This is a genomic window from Carnobacterium sp., assembly GCF_049673005.1.
Lineage (GTDB): Bacteria > Bacillota > Bacilli > Lactobacillales > Carnobacteriaceae > Carnobacterium_A.
In genome coordinates, this window is the sequence record NZ_JBATXB010000109.1 from 41,150 (window position 1) to 60,103 (window position 18,954).

15 protein-coding genes and 1 tRNA gene are annotated in these 18,954 nt (G+C 33.6%); all 16 read right to left on the reverse strand.

Annotation, left to right across the window (positions count from 1 at the left end; genetic code table 11):
* Positions 1-116: 116 nt before the first annotated feature.
* Positions 117-1,151: a galactose ABC transporter substrate-binding protein gene (locus WBF61_RS07975; RefSeq protein ID WP_424255457.1), complete on the reverse strand. Its 1,035-nt coding sequence runs from the start codon at positions 1,149-1,151 to the stop codon at positions 117-119.
* 173 nt (positions 1,152-1,324) lie between these two features.
* Entirely contained in the window at positions 1,325-2,221 is an 897-nt protein-coding gene (locus tag WBF61_RS07980) for a DUF368 domain-containing protein (RefSeq protein WP_424255459.1), read from the reverse strand.
* Positions 2,222-2,522: 301 nt separating this feature from the next.
* Positions 2,523-3,506 carry a substrate-binding domain-containing protein gene (locus tag WBF61_RS07985; protein WP_424255461.1) on the reverse strand — a complete coding sequence of 328 codons (984 nt, stop codon included), beginning with the start codon at positions 3,504-3,506 and terminating at the stop codon, positions 2,523-2,525.
* Between the two features lie 22 nt (positions 3,507-3,528).
* The gene (locus WBF61_RS07990) at positions 3,529-5,250 is read right to left on the reverse strand and encodes a cache domain-containing sensor histidine kinase (protein ID WP_424255463.1); all 1,722 of its coding nucleotides are present in this window, start codon (positions 5,248-5,250) and stop codon (positions 3,529-3,531) included.
* 28 nt (positions 5,251-5,278) lie between these two features.
* Complete coding sequence (locus WBF61_RS07995; RefSeq protein ID WP_424255465.1) at positions 5,279-6,904, reverse strand: response regulator; 1,626 nt, start codon at positions 6,902-6,904, stop codon at positions 5,279-5,281.
* 174 nt (positions 6,905-7,078) lie between these two features.
* Positions 7,079-7,162: transfer RNA gene (locus WBF61_RS08000), tRNA-Leu, on the reverse strand.
* Positions 7,163-7,288: 126 nt separating this feature from the next.
* Complete coding sequence (locus WBF61_RS08005; RefSeq protein ID WP_424255466.1) at positions 7,289-8,716, reverse strand: glycosyl hydrolase family 28-related protein; 1,428 nt, start codon at positions 8,714-8,716, stop codon at positions 7,289-7,291.
* Positions 8,717-8,753: 37 nt separating this feature from the next.
* Positions 8,754-9,206 carry a SprT family protein gene (locus tag WBF61_RS08010; RefSeq protein WP_424255468.1) on the reverse strand — a complete coding sequence of 151 codons (453 nt, stop codon included), beginning with the start codon at positions 9,204-9,206 and terminating at the stop codon, positions 8,754-8,756.
* Positions 9,207-9,253: 47 nt separating this feature from the next.
* Positions 9,254-9,910: a DNA alkylation repair protein gene (locus WBF61_RS08015; protein WP_424255469.1), complete on the reverse strand. Its 657-nt coding sequence runs from the start codon at positions 9,908-9,910 to the stop codon at positions 9,254-9,256.
* 119 nt (positions 9,911-10,029) lie between these two features.
* Positions 10,030-12,213, reverse strand: coding sequence for a Tex family protein (locus WBF61_RS08020; protein WP_424255471.1), 2,184 nt, complete (start codon positions 12,211-12,213; stop codon positions 10,030-10,032).
* A 140-nt stretch (positions 12,214-12,353) separates the two neighbouring features.
* Complete coding sequence (locus WBF61_RS08025; protein WP_424255472.1) at positions 12,354-13,196, reverse strand: metallophosphoesterase; 843 nt, start codon at positions 13,194-13,196, stop codon at positions 12,354-12,356.
* Between the two features lie 265 nt (positions 13,197-13,461).
* Positions 13,462-14,976: an ABC transporter permease/substrate-binding protein gene (locus tag WBF61_RS08030; protein WP_424255474.1), complete on the reverse strand. Its 1,515-nt coding sequence runs from the start codon at positions 14,974-14,976 to the stop codon at positions 13,462-13,464.
* Entirely contained in the window at positions 14,973-15,947 is a 975-nt protein-coding gene (locus WBF61_RS08035; RefSeq protein WP_424255476.1) for an ABC transporter ATP-binding protein, read from the reverse strand. Before WBF61_RS08035 ends, WBF61_RS08030 begins: the two co-directional genes overlap by 4 nt.
* Before the next feature lie 27 nt (positions 15,948-15,974).
* A complete protein-coding gene (locus WBF61_RS08040) occupies positions 15,975-16,709 on the reverse strand; it encodes a metallophosphoesterase family protein (RefSeq protein ID WP_424255477.1) in 735 nt (244 codons plus the stop codon).
* A gap of 276 nt (positions 16,710-16,985) precedes the next feature.
* The gene (locus WBF61_RS08045; RefSeq protein ID WP_424255479.1) at positions 16,986-18,377 is read right to left on the reverse strand and encodes an L-cystine transporter; all 1,392 of its coding nucleotides are present in this window, start codon (positions 18,375-18,377) and stop codon (positions 16,986-16,988) included.
* A 256-nt stretch (positions 18,378-18,633) separates the two neighbouring features.
* Positions 18,634-18,954: cation transporting ATPase C-terminal domain-containing protein (locus WBF61_RS08050; RefSeq protein ID WP_424255481.1), on the reverse strand; the 321-nt coding region annotated here is incomplete at its 5' end.

Here is an 18,954-nt window from a genome sequence, read left to right on the forward strand (position 1 = left end):
CTAACTCTTAATTTTAAAAAAATAATAAGAATTGATTAGCGAAATGGTACCTCGTCCTTTCAACTCCTATTATTTTATCTCTAACCATTTACTTTAGATCATTAGTCAGATTTTTTTTATTCTTTGCCAGAATATGCTTGGTATGGGATACGAATTGAAATTCCTGTATCGTCATATTCATAATCTGTGCCTTCAATATAATCCTTGCCCTGAGTAGCGTTTACTCCTAATGCAAAAATTGCTTCTGCCATACCAACAGCATCCTGTTTAACGGTCCCTGACATATAATTTTTAGAAATTAAATCGACCGCTTCATCTGTAGCGTCTACTCCAAATACTGGAATATATTTATCCTCTCCATTATTGTACCCACCAGATTGTAAGGCTGAGATAGCGCCTGATGCCATTGAGTCATTATTAGCTAAAACAACTTCAATGTTGTCGCCTTCACGTGATAACCAAGCTGAAACAGCTGTATTAGCTTTATCCGCATCCCAGTTTGCTACTTGTTGTCCAATTTCTTTGACTTCAATACCCGCATCTTTAATTGTTGATACCGAGAATTTTGTACGAGCAATGGCTTCAGGATTATCTGCATCACCCATTAACATGACATAGCTTAAAACACCATCGCCATTTTTATCTAATGTTTTATCTGCTTTCCATAATTCAGCAACCATTTCTCCTTGGATGACGCCGGCTTCTTCTGGTCTTGTGCCAACAAATCTAGCTTTATCGTAGCCAGCCAAAACGTCTGCATCTGGCTCACGGTTAAAGAAAATCACTGGAATATCTGCAGCCGAAGCCTTATCGATAACTGTTTGTGCTGCACCAGTATCAACAACGTTTACTAATAAAACTTTAACGCCTTTTTGAATCAAGACGTCAATTTGATCGTTTTGTGTTGCTTGATCTCCTTTAGAATCATTTAATAATAATTCAACATCTTTTTCGCCTTTTGAAGCGTCCTCTAATGCTTGTCGTACAGATGAGATGTATGTGTCATCGTATTTATAAAAGGCTACACCAATCTTCTCCCCAGATCCTGACGAATCTGATCCTTCTTCTGAATCTGAATTTCCACACGCAACCAATGTGCTCATTGTTAATAATGCTGCTGAACCTAATAAAAATCTTTTAAATTTACTCAACTTCAAAACCTCCAAATAGTTATATTTTCGCTACATGTAAACGTTAACATTTTATATCGTAAAGGACTATGTGATTTCATACTGTTCATGTTCAAAATGATACGATGTTATCTTTTCACAAAAAAAAAGTAGATTTCTCTACTTTTTTATACCTATTTATTTTTGATTAAGGTCTAATGAATCTTTTTCTTCCCTATTTGATAAATCCCCATAAAACATAAAACCATTAAGACCAACCCTATCAAAGCAAATGGCAATCCTTTTGCCGTACTTAAATCACTTAGTGCGTTCGTATTATACATAATGGCGAAAGGTGACGCCAATACTAATCCTAAAATACCGCTATAAGTTAACGAACTATAGTGTTTAAATAAATACTCAATAACTTTACTAATTAAAAATATACCAATTAATACACCTATTCCAAAAGTAAACAAAACTGTAAAATTAGGCAATAAGGTTTCCATATCTCCAACTCTTAAAGCATCAATAAAACTCGTGATTGTATTAATGATGGAATAATAATAGCCTAAGATCATTAAGACTAATGAACCACTCATACCGGGAACAATCATTGTTGCAGAGGCTATAATACCAATAAAGAACAATTTCATCAGGCTAAAAGGCGTGACAGCAATAGCTTCAAATGAAGATTCTGAACCTTGAAACATTGGTAGAACGGCTACTACAACAAACATAATAACGAAAATAATTAGATGCTTGCTTGTTAGTTTTTCATTCTTCATTTTTAACCCTGCTTTAAAAGAAACCCATAAAACAGGAACTCCTCCTAGAATCAATCCAACAAAAGCTAAAGCTGTTGGAAGAGTGTAATTGCTTAATAAAAATTCAATGGTATAAGTAAACGCAACAACTCCAAATGCAGCACCAATTAAAATAGGCAATAATGTTTTTAAACTAGCTTTCCAGTTCTTGAATAATTGACTAATCGAAAAAATCATACGATCGTAAATTCCAAGTGAAACAGCCATCGTACCACCACTTACTCCTGGTATAATATTTGAAATGCCAATAACCATTCCTTTAAGTATATCTATTAAATAATTCATATTCATCCTCTTTTACTATATAATGTGCTTCTTTAACATAATAACAGAAGTGAACCATCAAGTGAAATAAAATAAATCTATACGATAAGACTTAGCTTATTTCACTTTCAACTAATATGAGGAAATTAATGTCCTTATTCCATACTATTTTTAATTAAAATTGAAAGAGAGCCATACCAAAATAAAAATAAGAACAGATAGAGACGGTATTACCTTATTTGAACGAGCAGATTAACTGCTTCTAGTTTTCTCTATCTATTAGAACTAACTTTTATATCTCGATACATCCTTGTTTTTCTTGCTAGTCCTGATAAGAGAAAGGAAATAAAAGCCTTTCTTTTTTTGATTGATACATTGTTTTTTGGGTTACCAACTCTACTTCAGTAAAAATAGGTTTGTTTATTTTTTCATCATTACTTGGATTAAGAGCTGACTGAATAGATAAATAACCTATCGCAAAAGGGTTTTGCACAATAAGAGCTAGGATACTTCCGTTTTCCAATAATTCTACGCACTCTATCTGACTGTCAAATCCAATAACAGCTACTTTATTTTGCATTTTTTTATTTTTTACAGCCCTACCTGCTCCGATAGTTGTGTATTCATTAAATGCGATTATTCCATCCATTTCAGGATTATTAGTTAACATTTCTTCAGTTAATAACTGCACCGTTTCATTATCAGACCTCGTCAACTTTTTTTCTATAATCTTTATTCTTGAAAATTCCTCTATAAACCTATAAAAAGCTTTCTCTTTTTCCTTTTCCTGACTACTAAGGGGTTCATCTTCAAAGCTTAAAACTCCAACTTCAGCCTCACTTCCAATTAGTTCAACTAACGTTTTGCCAACTAATTCACCAGCCTCTTTATTATTCGTCCCGATGTAGTTGAAGTTATAAGGATTTTCAAAAAAACTATCCATCATTATCACTCTTATCCCTTTTTTTTGAATAAATTCTAAGTCTTTCTTACTTTTTTCTATATTTATAGCAGAAAAAATAATTGTATCAACTCCTAAGTCGATAGCTTCTTGTACATACACATTTTGTTGATAGCTTTCTTTGGTATTCTTTAACCTCCGTTTCAAAATACTAACATCGTTATAATCTGAAATAGCAGCCATCACACCTTCTTCAATCATTTGGTTGTAATAAGAATCTTGAGTATCTAGAATTAGCATAATTGTCTGTTTACTCTTCGACTGGTTGACGCAGCCTAAAAGCAAGGGGGTTATAAATAAAAATCCAATCACTAATAGATTTCTTCGTTTCTTTTTATTTCCCATAGAAACAACCTTCCTTATTTCATTAAGCTTTTGGCAACCAAATATTAATCGTTGTACCTAAATCTAACTCACTTTTAATCTCTACTCCATATTCTTTTCCAAAATACATTTGGATTCTTTGATGTACATTCCGGATTCCTATTCCACCCTTTTTACTATCCATTCCCTTTTCAATCTCTTGTATTGCTTCTAAACTCATCCCAATTCCATCATCTTTTATCTCGATTAAAATTTTATTCTTTTTATCCATTGCTTTTATAGAAATATTCCCTTCATCTATCATCCGTTCAATACCATGATAGAGAGCATTTTCTAAAAATGGTTGGATAATTATTTTTATTGTCGGATTCACTAAAATAGATTCATCTGCCTCAATAGTATAATGAAATTGATTTTTGTATCTAATCTGTTGAATGGTTAGATAACTCTGAGCATGTGCTAACTCTTGGCTAATTGGAATCATATGGTTGCCTTTATTTAATGAGATACGCAACAGTTTACCTAATGCTGCAACCATCTCAGAAGCTCCTTTATTATTTCCCCTTTCAGACATCCATAAAATAGATTCTAATGTATTGTATAAAAAATGAGGATTAATTTGAGCTTGTAAAACATTCATTTCACTCTTTCTTAACCCTTCTTGCTCGTCTTTTACTTGAACCATTAATTCTTTTACTTGATCAATTAAATGATTATAGGAACCTGATAATTGCTGAATCTCTGTAAACCTATTTTCATGTGTATAAACATCAAATTTATTTTCATTCACATTCTTCATCACTTTTACCATATTAGTAATCGGATGCGCAATGTATTTAGATACACTAATACTCATTACTAGAATTAAACTGAATACGATTAGAAATATCCATAGTGTATTTTTTTTAATATCTACGATAGCTTCATTTAAAGAGTCTGTTAAATAAGAAACTCCTATGATTTTCCAACCTGTTGAAGGAATTGTTGCTACGGCTATCGTATTTTTTTGATCCTCTGTAATATATACTCCATCACTTTTATCTTTAACAAAAGTAAGATTCTCCTCCTTAGCATTTGTCTGGATGATTCTTTGTTTTGGATGATAAATCAACTCATTTTTGTCATCTAAAATAAAAGAATAGCCTCTTTTTCCGATAGTAACTTTATTAAAATAGCTCCCTAAAGAGTTAAAATTATAGTCAATTAACAAGGTATACTGTTTAGATTGAATCGTAACTGGTGTAGTCATCGACAAAACCCATTGATGATTCTTTTCGAATAAATTTTGTACATGTGGAGAAGATACGGTTATTCGCTCACTTTCATTTTGAAACCATCTTTGATTAAATACGGTTTCCATTTCTTTAGGTGTGTATTGCGACGGTGCATAGTGAGTTATTTTACCTTTTTGATCCAATAAACTTACGGAAACCACGTTCCGATTTAAACGAAAACTGGTTCCCAATAATTCTGAAATCTGATTAACCTGTAGTTCAGTTCTTTTTAATTCATCTAAGATTCCATATGCAGTTCCGTTCATAGTTTCAATTTCATTGGTTAAGCTAATACTAGACTGTTTAACACTTTGAAGAGTTGTTATTTTAGAGTGATTCACCAATGTATCTTTGAATATGACCGATAAAAAAATTGAAAACAATAAAATAGTGACAATCGTTAACACACTCAGAGAAAGAGCCAGAATAACTTGTAAACTTTTTATTTTTTTACTCCATTGAATTCCTATTCGCTTTAAAGAATTAAGCATATCCCATCACTTCTTCACTGGTAATAAATCAAACCAGTAACTCTTTCTCCTTGAATGATTCACGAATTTTATTCGGTGATTCTCCAAAGTATTTTTTAAAGCAATAGGAAAAATAGTGTTGATCGGTATATCCTGATGCTAAGGCTACTTCTATTATCTTACAATCTGTTGTTAATAAATGCTCTTTAGCCTTTTCCATCCTTATTTTTATTAATGCATTTGTAAAGGAAATACCATTCTCTTTTTTGAAGAGAGAACTGAAATAACTTGGACTAATAGCCATCTTTTTACTAACTAATTTTAACGAAAGAGCTGGATCATTATAATTATTCACTAAATAATCGTAACTTTTTTTAGCCAATGAATCTGTTTTCTTTTTCCTTTGTAAATGAATACTATCTACAACGGTTAGACAAAATTCTTTGAACCAGTCTCTAATTTCTTCTATTTCTTGATAATAATGAATATCGGAAATCATCTGGATTCGTTGAAGCATAGTGGTATCGTATATCGGAATAACTGATTTATACGCTTTCAAAACAGAAACGTACAGTTCCATTAAAAATATTTGAAGATGAGTCTCATTGTCTTTCTCCAACCCCTGAAATAATTCATCAATAAATTCGAGTAGCTCTTCTTTTGATGCAATTTTTATTAACGAAATTAATTTCGTTTCATTTGATTCATCAAAGACCATTTTTTCTAATCCGCTTGTTTCAATATCCGAAATATAAACTTCTTTGTTTCTTTTCATAAGCATTCCATAGTTTAAAGCTGAGATGGAAGATTGAAAAGATAACCTCGCATCAGAAAGTGAATTGTATTCCTCACTAACCCCGATTCCTACTGAGAAATGAAACAATTTTTTTATAGTCTCACTAATTTCTCTTACGATAATATCTTTATACAAGTCTATATTTTCTTTCGTATCTGATAACATGACGACTATATTCGATGTAAAGTTAAAGACCTCTCCACCTAAATACTTACTCGAAATTTTGCGTGTCACATTCGCTAAAGAGAATTTCATCATTTCTAGATTATGATTTTCTAATTGACTTTTATTTAATGTTGATTTATCAATATTTACATTTAATAATACGTTCCGGTTACCCGTCAGATTAAGTCGATACGTTTCAACTAATTTTTGAATTTCTTCTTCTGGAACCTCTTTGTAATTATCCGTAATTAATGAAACTAAAAAAGACATTTTAATCCCTTGGAAGTTTTCTAAATAATTTGTTTCGATTCTTTTTAAATCATTAGCTTCTCTTTTTTCTTCTATTAATATTTCACGAACTTGATCAAGCATTTTTTCCAAATCTTTAATTGAAATTGGTTTTAATAAATACTCAATAATATTTAGTTTTATGCCGCTAACAGCGTAATCAAAATCATCATGTCCACTTAAAAAAACAATCTTGACCGATGGATGCTTTTCTCTTATTCTTTTAGTTAACTCTATTCCATTCATTACTGGCATACGAATGTCGGTTATTAAGATATCGGGTACATTTTTGCTCATAATTTCTAAGGCTTCTTCCCCATTACTAGCCTCTCCTAAGATAAAAAAACCTTTTTTTTCCCACTGAACTAACTCAATAATTGACTGCCTAATATATTGTTCGTCATCTACTAATAGAATTGAATACAATTTTGACCGCTCCTTTTTTTCTTATAGTTCCATTTTAAGTATTCGCTTACATTATTACAATAACAACTTGTATTTCTTTCCTATCTATACTGAGTTCATTTTTATTTTAGACATATTTAATAAAAAAATAGAACCCGACTAATTTTATCAGCCAAGCTCTACTTTATATTTTTATGCGGCCGAGAAGACTCGAACTTCCACCGGGGATACCCCGACCAGCCCCTCAAGCTGGCGCGTCTGCCATTCCGCCACGACCGCGTTTCAAATGATTTGTAAAAAAACAACCTGTTTCTTACACTAATCACTATACCTCCATGAGGATAAATATGCAACAGAAAAATAGTCTCAAAAAATTCAACTTATCTTTTTGAGACTATACTAGGCTTATTTGTAACTCACTTGAATATGAGAGGTGGTTTTACTCACTTGGACTGCTTTTTTATTAGAAGGATAATTTTTAAGTTGAATGTTTCTCACGGCAACTTCTTTTGCTCGGTATTGAATAGAAATAGCCTTATTATTGGAGCTAAATGGCAACTGAGACTGTGCCTGAGCAAAAAAATGGTTAATCGCTACTTTTTGATAAGCAGATATAACAAGAGCTCTTTTTTTTGAGTTCGCATACAAAGTGGTATCTTGAGGGAAATAAGAGGCAAGAAACGTCCCCCGAATACCAAATGCTGAACGACTTGCTTCATCAGTCAAAGCATGATGCCCGATATGCCTAAAATTATAAGAACGGTTATCATGATAAGATAGATGTCCAATTATTTGAGTATCTGAAGCAGCCGAACTCGTTTTGTGTGCTTTAATCTCTATTCCACCAAAACAATAGGCACTTAAGTTATTAACCAAAATCACATGTTGAGAACCGTCATCTACCTCAATGCCATTCGAATTAGAATACCCCATTTTATGTGCTCTTCCACTAGGGTGATGCACAAAACAGTTAGAAATCAATACATCATCACTATGGTGCGTTGTGATGCCATCATCTCCAAAACCAACTGCTTCTACTTGATCCACCCAAACAAAGCGACTACCAAAACGCGAACGCTTACCGTCTCCTAAATAATTGTAAAATGCCGATGTCACGTCTACCCCATGAAGTCCTGGATTTTTTACTGTTACATTTCGAATCAAAGCAAAATGGACATGTGCCAATGTTAATCCACTAGAACTTGTACCTCCAGATGCTGTTCTTTGCCCTTTGGGTATACGCTCATTATTCCAATCTAGCGTTAATCCTTCAATTCTAATATGGCTATTTCCTCTTAAATAATGCCAATTTGTTACTAGCCTAGCTCTTTTCGGTGCTAAATCAGAAAGAATCAACTGCGTTTGCTCTGTTCCACTTCCAATTAATTCCGTATAAGAAGGCACTTTAATTCCAGTTATCCGATAGTTTCCTGGAGGGATAATGACAGATCTGAATCCTGTTGAAATAGCCTTTTTAAAAGCTGCTGTGCAGTCTGTTACTCCATCTCCAATTGCTCCATAATCTGTTACTGATACTGTTTTAGTCTGTTTTCTTAACCGAATCATAGCTTGATCTAGTTGATCTTTCCATTCAGGGAAAACGTTTCCTTCGCAATCAACAAACGCTGGATGCGTACTCGTATAATCTGTTTTCAATTTAGATAAAAAAGAACCATTTAAACCCTTATACTTTTTATCACTTTTTTTATCAAAATCTTTTAATAATTGAAACTGTTTTTCTGTTTCGTCAATAGCTTGTTTTTTTTCTTTATTGCTATTATAGAATGGAAACGCGTTAGTCAACAACTCATGAATAACAGCCGCTTGATTCATCTAGTCACCTCTTATTCCATTTTATTACCCACTTAGTTTAAAAATCTTCTAAAAACAATTTTCCTTTACATTTTCCACAAACAAATCTATTTGTATTAAACCGACGTTGTCGATAAATTGTTGTCTTACACTTCTCACATCGATAAATCCATATTTTTTTTGTCTTATCTCCTGTTAAAAGAGGCTGCACAAATCGAGTTCCACCAGTTTGTTTTAGCAATTGTTTAAAATCACTGTCTTTATGTTGGTAACCTCTCCTAGCAAGGTGCAGATGATAATGGCATAATTCGTGTTTAATCACTTTTATAAATTCTAGCTTACCAAATGTTTCTAAAATTTTCAGATTAAAGTCTAAATTATGTGATTTCAAATGATACCTTCCACCAGTTGTGCGCAAGCGATTATTAAACGTCGCCTCATGTAAAAAGGGTTTTCCAAACGACTCTATTGATATTTCTTCTACTAATTTTTGTAATTCTATTTGTTCCAATCCTTTTTCTCCGCTCTTTTTCTTATCCTTGGCTTCTCCTTAACTAACTAAATGTATTTACTTCCTTCACTAATGCTAAGTTGCGATAAGTTATTTTTATGTGTTTTAATAAACTGTTCAACCCATTCTGGATTTACTTTGCTATAATCTCTTAATACCCATCCAATGGCCTTATTGATAAAAAATTCATTCTGTCCTAAATTATTGACAATAATTGCTTCTAAAAGTTCTACATTCATCCTATCTTTTCTGTACATCTGATGATTAATAGCTACTCTTCTTAACCAGATACTTTCATCTAGACTCCATTCGATCATCATTTTATTAAGTTCTGGAAAATTGAAAACGATACTCCCTATTACTCTATGAAGTCCATCTACCGTATCCCACCATGATTTATTTTCTATCAATACCCTAATTCTCGCTACGTCTTCTAAAACAAGAAAATCTTTCATTTTATTTAAATAATCCGTTGCTATATACTGAGCTTCTCTATAGGGTTTATCCCAACATTCATTAATAAATTGCCAGTCAATAAGCTTTTTTTTCTTAGCTTCTTTGAAATAAACAGTGCTTATTTTTTTTCTTGTAGTAGCCTGCACTCCTAAAAATGAAAACTGATTTCTCATATACTTAGACATTTTTATAGCTTTCTCTTTATCAGCATTGGATTCTAATTCTTCAAATAAATCATAGCTGTTCATAAAATTTCCTCACCCTTACTAGATAGTATGAACTAAAGTATAGACTAATCCATAAAAAAAATAAAAACAAGAAAAGATATCATTTTATTGACTTCTCTTCTTGCTTTTATTATTTACTATTAGTCTTTCTTTTTAGGTGCCAACATAGTTAAAGAAATACGACCTTTGTTGACATTAATTTCTTCTACCCAGACAGTAACGACATCTCCAACAGCTACTACGTTTGTCGGATGCTGTACAAAACCTTTACTTAACTTTGAAATGTGTACTAATCCATCTTGTTTTACTCCAATATCCACAAACGCGCCAAAATCAACTACATTTCGGACAGTTCCTTCTAGTTCCATTCCTTCTTGTAAGTCCTCCATACTTAAAACGTCTGTGCGTAACAATGGAGCTGACAGTTCATCACGTAAGTCACGACCTGGAGTATACAAAGCTTCTAACATGTCTTTGACTGTTTCCTTACCCAACTCTGTTAGTTGAATCAACTCAGCCATATCTAGTGTCTCTAAAGATTTTTTAGCTTTCATACTGCCTACATCTTCTAATTCTATTTTTGCTAGTTCTAAAATTTCTTTAGCTTGTTTATAGGTTTCAGGATGAATGCCTGTATTATCTAATACATTTTTCCCATCGACTATTCGCATAAAGCCAACAGATTGTTCGTATGCTTTGGGCCCTAAGCGTGGAACTTTTTTCAACTGAGCACGACTTTCAAAGCGTCCGTTTTCTTCACGGTAAGCAATCACATTGTTAGCCGTTGTTTTATTTAACCCCGCAACGTGTTTCAGCAATTGCGCACTAGCAGTATTTACATTTACTCCTACCTGGTTAACAGCTGTTTCTACAACAAAGTCCAACCGTTCTTCTAAATGCTTTTGCGAAACATCGTGCTGGTACTGACCAACGCCAACTGATTTAGGATCTATTTTAACCAATTCAGCTAGTGGATCTTGCAAACGACGCGCGATACTAACGGCACTTCTTTGTTCAACTTGTAAATCTGGAAATTCTTCACGAGCAATTGGACTAGCAGAGTATACTGATGCTCCAGCTTCGTTAACAATCACGTAAAATACCTGACGTTCAATTTCCTTTAAGTTATCAGACACAAATGTTTCTGATTCTCGACTTGCCGTTCCGTTTCCAATGGCAACCATCTCTACATCATACTTTTCAACTAATTGTTTAAACTTAATTGCTGCAGCAGCACGAGCTTCGTTACCTGCTGGTTTATGTGGATAAATAACATCAATATCCATCACCTTACCAGTTGGATCAATAACCGCTAATTTACAGCCTGTACGATAAGCAGGATCGAGTCCTAAGACTACTTTTCCTTTTAAAGGCGGTTGTAAAAGTAAATTTCTAAGGTTTTCTCCAAAAATATTAATGGCTTGTTCATCAGCTTTTTCGGTTAGTTCTGAACGTATTTCGCGTTCAATCGATGGACCAATAAATCGCTTATAGCTATCCTCAATCGCTGACTTAATATACGGGGTAGCAGTTGAGTTTTCTTTTTCTATCACTTTTTTAAATAAATAGTTGAAAATAACCGCTTCGTTTATAACTAATGTCGTTTTTAGAATGTCTTCTTTTTCTCCACGATTAATAGCTAATATACGATGAGAAACTAATTTGTTAATGGGTTCTTTGTAATCATAGTACATTTCAAAGACACCTTTTTCATCTTTCTCTTGTTTTTTCACGCCAGTCGTTATTAATCCATTTTTAAGCGTATATTCTCTTATCCATATCCGGTAAACTGGTTCATCGCTCATTCTTTCTGCGATTATTTCATGTGCTCCAGCCAAAGCTATCTCAACTGTTTCTACTTTTTTCTCATCATTTACATACTTTGTTGCTTCATCATGTATAGCTGAACTAGGAAAAGTTAATAGCCAATCTGCTAGCGGCTCCAATCCACTTTCCTTAGCTATTGTTGCTTTCGTTCTACGTTTTTGTTTGAAAGGACGGTATAAGTCTTCCACTAATTGCATTTTCTCAGCTAATTCGATACTCTTTTTCAATTCAGGTGTCAATTTACCTTGCTCTTCAATTGTACGAATAACGTCTTTTTTACGCTTCTCCAACGTTTGAAGGTAGTTGTATCGTTCTTCGATTTCTCGAATTTGGACTTCATCTAATGTTCCTGTCATCTCTTTACGGTAACGAGCAATAAAAGGCACTGTATTGCCTTCTGCTAATAAATTTAAAACCGTTGCTAGCTGTTTACTCGAATAGGCTTTCAGTTCTTTTCTTAACAAATCTAGCACTAAACTTTCTGTTGTATCTGTCATTCTTTTCTTCCTTTCTTATTTCCATTCATCGTTCTTATTTTAGCATAATCTTCAACCTTTAACCAAAATTGTTCTGATTCTTTTTGGTAACTAGAAAAAGAAAAAAGCACCTATTCAAAAATAGTCGCTTTTTTTAGCTTTTAGCCCTCTTCACTTTCAGGTAATTCAAATGTAAACATCGCATTAAGTAGTTCTGATTTTACACTTTTAGTTGGCCAATGTTTTTTACCCCCTAAACAAGCACAAATAAATTGAACTTGGTCTACAAAAAATGTTTTTCGAAAATGAACATGCCCCATTATGCTATAAACAATATTTGGATAATCATCATAGAGTCTTTCATAGGTAGAGCTTCCTAGAAAGGCATTAAAATAATCGTAAATTTTATGTGGCAATGTAACAACAAATTTAGGATGCGTTACAACATGAGTCATCAAAATAACTTTGCGGTCACCTATTTTCACTAAATCTTCTTCAATTTTTTTTAACATCCATTGAGTAACTGACTCATCAGATTCTCCCCAATCACAAAATCGCTTATCTTGCCAGGTTCCCGCGCGGAGTGTCATTTTACGAAAATCAGCCTTGCTGTATTGTTCTGTGTCTGCAAATCCATAGTCATACCATCCCGAGTTTCCTACTACTGCCCACTCATCATTAATGATATAAGGCTTTTCTAAAATACTTTCTGGTTGTTCTTTGAAGAAACGATATATTTTCTTTGTATCTTTTTCACCATTTATCCTAGACCAATAATCATGATTTCCTGGAACAAATAATAGTTTAATTCCACTTAACTTTGATAATTCATCTAAAAAAGCCTGGGACTCATGGTAATCACTACTAATATCTCCAGCAATTAAAAATAAATCTATTTTCTGTTTTTTTATTTGATAACTCAATAAGCTTGCATAGGATTCGTTTTCCGGTAAATATTTACTATTTGTATCAATGTGCAAATCTGATAATACACCAATTTTCATTGCGATCCTCGTTTCTTTAATGATAGTCTATTTACCATAACTTTTTTATTGGTTTAAAACAATATAGGGAGTGGAACATGATGCGTTCCAACTCCCTATATCGTTTTTATTTTTCTCTCAGAACTAAACAGAGCGCTCAGCATCTTATTTAATTGAGCTTTGCGCTCTAGTCATTTGGAAAAATGATAACGAATTTTGAGGATAAAAAGCATCCTCTTTATTCGTTCCTATTTTTCTTTCATGACTAAACAGAGCGCTCAGCATCTTATTTAATTAGGTTTTTTGATTTTAGGAAGTCTTGTGCTACTTTTTGTGGGTCTTTACTGTTTACATTTACTTCGTAGTTCATTTTACGCATTTCGTCATCTGTTACTTTGCCACTTAATTTATTCAACACTTCTTCTAATTCAGGGTGTTTTTCTAAAGTTTTATTTAGCATCAAAGGAGCACCTTGATAAGGTGGGAATAATCCTTTATCGTCTTCAAGTACCACTAACTCATATTCTTCTAACTCACTGTCTGTTGAATACGCATCTAAAAGGTTAATGTCTCCTGTTTTAATTGCTTGATAACGTAACTTGGGTTCCATCGTCTTTAAGTTATCAAAAGTAATGCCATAAAGTTCCTGAATCCCTAAATAACCATCTTGACGATCGGCAAATTCAAGTGTGAATCCCACTTTAACTTTATCTGAAGCACCTTGTAAGTCAGACATTTTTTCTAAATTATATTCTTTAGCTATTTCAGGTGTTACCGCTAATGTATAGGTATTATTAAACTCCATCGGTTCAAGTAAAGCCATATCATACTGTTCAGCTAATCCCTCACGAGCCTGTTCATAAACTTCTTTTTCACTCGTTGATTTTGCTTCTTCATTTAAGAAAGTCGCTAATATCGTTCCTGTGAATTCAGGATAGATATCAATTGCACCTGATTCTAAAGCATTAAAAACGAAAGTTGTTTTCCCCATATTCGGTTTTAGATTAACTGAAAGATCCGTTTGGTCCTCAATTAGTTCTTTATACATATTCATAATGATTTCTGGCTCTGATCCTAGTTTACCAGCGATTGTGATTTCTTTATCTTGTCCTGTAAATAACGGAACAACTAGAACCCCCACCATAATCGCAGTTACGGCTCCTAATACAATAATCGTTTTTCTAAATGACGTTTTTTCAAAATAACTCAAAAGGAAATCAAAACCAACGGCAAGTAAGGCTGCCGGGATAGCCCCTAATAAAATTAGATAATTATTGCCTCGATCAATTCCTAATAAGATCAAACTACCAAGTCCTCCAGCACCAATTAAGGCGGCAATAGTTGCTGTCCCAATAATTAATACCATTGCATTTCTAATTCCTGCCATGATAATTGGCATAGCAAGAGGCATTTCTACTTTTATTAATTTCCTAAACCGGTCCATGCCCATTGCATCTGCTGCTTCAACTAGTGAAGGATCAATCTCAGTCAATCCTGTATACGTGTTTCTCAGTATTGGCAATAACGCATAGATAACTAGCGCAATAACTGCGGGTAATTTACCAATTCCTACTAACGGAATCATTAATCCGAGTAAAGCCAACGAAGGAATCGTTTGGAAAATTGCCGTTATCTGAATAATAGGACTGGCTATTTTTTTATGATGAGTCAAGAATATAGCTAAAGGAATAGCAATCATTACTGCAATTAATAGCGATATAAAAGAAAGTTGAATGTGCTCGATTAGAGCTGTCCATAGTAGTTCCTTACGATTTTGAAAAGTAGTAATTAATTCATTCATTCGGTATCACCTCTATTTTCAATAGTAGCAGCCAGATAAGACATCAATTGTTGATTGGTTATTTTCCCTATGACTATCTTCTGTTCATTTTTAATAAAAACTGTTTCGTTTTTTGACAGAGCAAGAATAAGTTGATCTACTGATTGCGTTGTGCCCAAAACAACTTCCATTAGCTCCTCAGATTTTGTTGGCAACACAAATCCATCATTCAGCATATCTTGAATAACTTGAACCTCAGCTGTTTCAATATTTCCTGACTTCAAGAAATTTCTAACAAAATCATTCTTAGGGTGACTAACAATTTCCTCTGGCGTTCCTATTTGAACAATTTCCCCTTTTTCCATCAAAGCAATACGACTGCCTAGAGAAATTGCTTCTTGCATGTCATGCGTTACGAAAACAATCGTTTTTTTCCATTTCTTATGCATTTCTGCTACATCTTCTTGTAGATTATGGCGACTAACTGGGTCTAATGCACTAAACGGTTCATCCATCAAAATGATATCAGGATCAGCAGCAAGTGCTCTTAAAACACCTATCCGTTGTTGTTCTCCTCCCGATAGCTCCGATGTTTTTCGATTACGGTACGTTTTTGCTTCTAGTCCTACACTTTCAAGCAACTCTGTCACACGATCGTGCATTTCAGTTTTTGACCATTTTTTCATTTCTGGTACAGTAGTAATGTTTTCTTCAACCGTCATATTCGGAAATAAGGCAATCTGCTGTAGTACATATCCCATATTCCAGCGTAATTCTTGAATATTGTACTCACTTATAGGCTTATCACGGACATAGATAAATCCAGAACTTAGCGAAATCAATCGATTAATCATTTTCAACATCGTTGTTTTTCCGCATCCACTAGGACCGATTAATACAAAGAACTCACCATCTTTAATTTCTAAATTTAAGTTAGAGACAACAGGATTTCCTGGTACATATTCTTTAGATACATCTTTAAATTTTATCATCTTCATTCTCCTAGCACTTATTTTATTTTAACTCTTACCATTCCATACGTATCCATTATTTATAAGTTTGTAGTGCTGAAGCATCTTCGTTTTACTAAAAACGACACCAAGTAGCGAACCCCCGTAAACAGCCCCTCCATCAATCCCAATTTTATTATCTTTTAACCATAAATTAGACGTTTTGTTATCACCATATAACGATGGAGTAATCGTATGACCGAAAACGATCTTTTTGCCAGTATTATTTTTCATAGAATGAAAAGGTTCTCGAATCCAGACAAAGTCTTTTGGAGCGGTTTTTCTCCAATCTTTTTTTGACAAATCAACACCTGCATGGACAAAAACGTAATCTCCCCATTCATAATACAGCGGCAACTCTTTTAGACTTTCTTTCAGAGTTGGATAATGACTTGTCATTAACATAGCTATTTCTGTTGGAGAATACTCGTCTGCTAACCCACTATGAAGGAAGGTTTCAAGCGTCTTCATTCCACCATTCATCTTGTACACGTCATAGTTTTCTTCTGGATTCTCTAAAAAATTTAAAAGCATCTCTTCATGATTTCCTTTTATCCAAATAGCTTCTTTTTCCTTTACTAGTTCATTGGCTAAAATAAAACAGGCCTTCGGATTTTCTCCCCTATCACCAAGATCACCAATAAATAATAATTGTTGTTTAGATTCATCCCAGTGTGTCAACATTTCTTTAAGGAGTGTAATTTGACCATGAACATCTCCAATTGCAAATAATTCTGTCTTCATACAAATCCTCCTATTTTTTTAATTCCACGTTTTCACTAGTTATCCTACTTAAAATCTTCTTCTTAACTATACATGGTTTCTTAAAAAAAAATGACTAATATGCTCACACCATCTTAATCTCATTCACATCTGGTTTAGTTGAAGCGTTAGTCTACTTTTGTGCTGTTTTTAGAATTCATTTTTCTAGGAATGTGACTAAATAGATGGTATTAAAAAATTAAAAATTTGAATAAAAAAAACACTTTTCTTTTTTTAAAAGAAAAGTGTTTTTTTTTATTAAATATCCGATTTGATGATAGCTTCATCATCATTAAAAACAGACTCATCAAAGCGTTTCACGCGTTTTGACGAAATAATCCCCGCTAAAATACTGTCGTTAACATTTAATAATGTCCGAGCCATATCAATAACAGGTTCAACAGAGATAACTAGCCCAACGATAGCCACTGGTAAATCTAATGATCCTAAGACGATTAACGCTGCAAAAGTTGCCCCGCCACCAACACCAGCAACACCAAATGAACTAATCGTTACGACCGCAACAATGGTTAGGATGTAGGCTGGACTAAAAATATCAATCCCTACTGATGGTGCTACTATTGCTGCTAGCATAGCCGGATAAACACCCGCACAGCCATTTTGTCCAATAGATATACCAAATGTACCTGCAAAGTTTGCTGACGCTTCATCTACCCCTAATGCCTTAGTTTGGGTTTCAATATTTAAAGGTAGTGTTCCAGCACTTGAACGTGATGTGAAAGCAAAGCTTAAAACGGTCCAGGTCTTTTTCAAATATTGAAGAGGGTTAACTTTATACCCTAATAGAATAAGCATGTGGATTAAGAACATTGTAATGATAGCCGTATAAGAAGCTAATACAAATTTACCTAAGTTGACTAAAGCATTAAAATCGCTTGTTGCTAATGCTTTTGTCATTAAAGCAAAGACTCCGTATGGAGTTAATCTTAAGACAAGTGTAACAATGCGCATTACGATTGCATATAAACTTTTAATTATTTTTTCAAAGAAAGCTGCTTCTTCCGGACTCTTTCGACTTACTCCAAGGTAAGCGACGCCTACAAAAGCCGAAAAAATAACAACAGCAATTGTACTCGTTGAGCGACTATTGGATAAATCTTCAAAGACATTTGATGGAATAAAATTCACTATTTGCGCTGGTAATGATAAATCAGCAACGACTTCTTTCCGTTCATCAAGTGCTGCTATTTGAGTTGTTTCAGCAGCTCCTTGAACAAATTCAGCTCCATCCAGATTGAAAAGCATAACACTTCCAATTCCAACTAAAGCAGCAATAGCTGTTGTTGCTAATAACGTTGTTAAAACCGTTACACTTATTTTCCCTAAATCTTTGGTACCTTCTATTTTTGTGAACGCTCCAACAATTGAGACAAAGATTAACGGCATAATTAGCATTTGCAATAAACGCACATAGCCTGTCCCAACAATGTTTATCCATTCCATGGCTCCAGTTGTTACCTCACCTGTCGCCCCGAAAAGTACTTGTAAAATTGCTCCAAAAACAATCCCTGATCCTAACGCTATAAAAACGCGTGTTGAAAACTTAACGTGTTTCTTCTGTAGACGCCAGAAACTATAAATGACTGCTACAAATAAAAGTAGTGCAATAAAAATATAAAGATTTGTCATGATAATCCTCCCTTTGTTTTGCTTTCCATGACTAGAAAAGCTGGTATATCATAAGATTAAAGGTCCCTGACGAACATTTTTACCGAATGAACGTCCTAAATATGAGGATACTGATCCAAATTTAGTGATTCCTTATTCTACTTTATTTTAGTAAGAAGCACAAGATAAATGCTTGGTTTTTGTAAGCAAAATAGAAGAAGTCTTATTGAGTCTTTACAAACCCAATCGGACTTCTTCTATTAGTTAATTACATATACTATTTTTTATTTTTTTTAAACGTACGAATTCCAAATTTCACAATCTCTACCATCGGAATAATAGAGAATGCTGCTCCTACCGTTAGCATCCATTGTTGTGGATCTAAATGACTAACCCTAAACGCATCATTCAATCCAGGGACTAGAACAACAATCGCTAATAATGAACCAGAAACTAGTATGGATAAATTAAACAGTTTATTTTTAAAGAATCCTACTGTAAAGAGTGACTTATCAACAGATTTCACATTAAACGCATGGAACAACTGCAACATACCTAACGTTACAAAAGCCATCGTTAAAGCATCACTATGAATTAA

Coding starts and splice junctions, on each gene's coding strand:
- WBF61_RS08015 (WP_424255469.1), bottom strand. CDS start 9,910: ATGAACAGCTATGATTTATTTGAAGAATTAGAATCCAATGCTGATAAA.
- WBF61_RS08035 (WP_424255476.1), bottom strand. CDS start 15,947: ATGATAAAATTTAAAGATGTATCTAAAGAATATGTACCAGGAAATCCT.
- WBF61_RS08005 (WP_424255466.1), bottom strand. CDS start 8,716: ATGAATCAAGCGGCTGTTATTCATGAGTTGTTGACTAACGCGTTTCCA.
- WBF61_RS07990 (WP_424255463.1), bottom strand. CDS start 5,250: ATGCTTAATTCTTTAAAGCGAATAGGAATTCAATGGAGTAAAAAAATA.
- WBF61_RS08040 (WP_424255477.1), bottom strand. CDS start 16,709: ATGAAGACAGAATTATTTGCAATTGGAGATGTTCATGGTCAAATTACA.
- WBF61_RS08030 (WP_424255474.1), bottom strand. CDS start 14,976: ATGAATGAATTAATTACTACTTTTCAAAATCGTAAGGAACTACTATGG.
- WBF61_RS08025 (WP_424255472.1), bottom strand. CDS start 13,196: ATGAAAATTGGTGTATTATCAGATTTGCACATTGATACAAATAGTAAA.
- WBF61_RS07980 (WP_424255459.1), bottom strand. CDS start 2,221: ATGAATTATTTAATAGATATACTTAAAGGAATGGTTATTGGCATTTCA.
- WBF61_RS08045 (WP_424255479.1), bottom strand. CDS start 18,377: ATGACAAATCTTTATATTTTTATTGCACTACTTTTATTTGTAGCAGTC.
- WBF61_RS07985 (WP_424255461.1), bottom strand. CDS start 3,506: ATGGGAAATAAAAAGAAACGAAGAAATCTATTAGTGATTGGATTTTTA.
- WBF61_RS08020 (WP_424255471.1), bottom strand. CDS start 12,213: ATGACAGATACAACAGAAAGTTTAGTGCTAGATTTGTTAAGAAAAGAA.